At 48.4% G+C, this 1,823-nt stretch carries 1 protein-coding gene; it reads right to left on the bottom strand.

Annotated features, from left to right (window positions below):
* The coding region (locus F824_RS27790) for a beta strand repeat-containing protein (protein ID WP_019600750.1) at positions 1-1,823 on the bottom strand (1,823 nt) is incomplete at both ends.

Here is a 1,823-nt window from a genome sequence, read left to right on the forward strand (position 1 = left end):
GTTGCGGTTGCTGTCTGGCTTCCGACATCCGTTCTGGAGTTGTCAGCATAACTCACGCTTGTTCCTTCCGGTAAAGTACCGGTAATCGCAAGCGACTTGGCTGAACCGTCAAATACAAAGCTTCCGTTTTCGAAGGTGATGCCTTCAACAGGGGCCGGGGTGATTGCCAAAGTAGCAGTCAGTACCAACGTGGTAAAGTTGTCACCTGAGATCGTTGCGGTTGCCGTTAGGCTTCCGACAATGGTCAGGCTGTTGTTGCTGTATGCTACTGAAGTTCCTTCCGGAAGTTCGCCAGCTATCGCAAGCGACTTGGCATTTCCATCGTAAACAAAGCTTCCGTTCTCGAAAGTGATGCCTTCGATTGTTGCCGGAGTGATTGCCAAAGTAGCGGTCAATTCCAGTGTGGTGAAGTTGTCACCCGTGATCGTTGCGGTTGCCTTTTGGCTTCCTACATCCGTTCTGGAATTGTTGCTGTAGGATACAGAAGTTCCCTCTGGAAGTATTCCTTCAATTTCTAGCGACTTGGCATTTCCATCGTAAACAAAGCTTCCGTTTCCGAAAGTCATGCCTTCGACAGTTGCCGGTGTGATTGCCAAAATTGCAGTCAATACCAGCGTGGTGAAGTTGTCACCCGTGATCGTTGCGGTTGCCGTTTGGCTTCCTACATCCGTTCTGGAATTGTTGCTGTAGGATACAGAAGTTCCCTCTGGAAGTATTCCTTCAATTTCAAGCGACTTGGCATTTCCATCGTAAACAAAGCTTCCGTTCTCGAAGGTGATGCCTTCGACAGTTGCCGGAGTGATTGACAAAGTTGCGGTTAGTACCAGTGTGGTAAAGTTGTCACCTGTGATCGTTGCGGTTGCCGTCTGGCTTCCAACATCCGTTCTGGAATTGTTGCTGTAGGATACAGAAGTTCCCTCTGGAAGTATTCCTTCAATTTCAAGCGACTTGGCCGAACCGTCAAAGACAAAGCTTCCGTTTCCGAAGGTAATGCCTTCGACAGTTGCCGGAGTGATTGCCAAAGTAGCAGTCAATACCAGCGTGGTGAAATTGTCACCTGTGATCGTTGCGGTTGCCGTTTGGCTTCCAACATCCGTCCTGGAATTGTCAGCATAACTTACGCTTGTTCCTTCCGGTAAAGTACCGGTAATTATAAGTGACTTGGCCGAACCGTCAAAGACAAAGCTTCCATTTTCGAAAGTAATTCCTTCAACAGTTGCAGGGGTGATTGCCAAAGTAGCGGTCAGTACCAGTGTGGTAAAATTGTCACCCGTGATCGTTGCGGTTGCCGTTTGGCTTCCGACATCCGTTCTGTAATTGTTAGCATAACTCACGCTTGTTCCTTCCGGTAAAGTACCCGTAATCATTAGCGACTTGGCCGAACCGTCAAACACAAAGCTTCCGTTTTCGAAAGTAATGGCTTCGACAGTTGCCGGAGTGATTGCCAAAGTGGCGGTCAATTCCAATGTGGTAAAGTTGTCCCCCGTGATCGTTGCGGTTGCCGTTTGGCTTCCGACATTGATCAGGCTGTTGTTGCCATATGCTACTGAAGTTCCATCTGGAAGTATTCCTTCAATTTCAAGCGACTTGACATTTCCATCGTAAACAAAACTTCCGTCTTCGAAAGTGATGCCTTCGACAGTTGCCGGTGTGATTGCCAAAGTAGCGGTCAATACCAACGTGGTAAAGTTGTCACCCGTGATGGTTGCGGTTGCCGTCTGGCTTCCAACATTGGTCAGGCTGTTGTTGCTGTATGCTACTGAAGTTCCTTGAGGAAGTTCGCCAGCTATTTCAAGCGACTTGGCCGAACCGTCAAACACAAA

Source organism: Rhodonellum psychrophilum GCM71 = DSM 17998 (assembly GCF_000381545.1).
Classification (GTDB): Bacteria; Bacteroidota; Bacteroidia; order Cytophagales; family Cyclobacteriaceae; genus Rhodonellum; species Rhodonellum psychrophilum.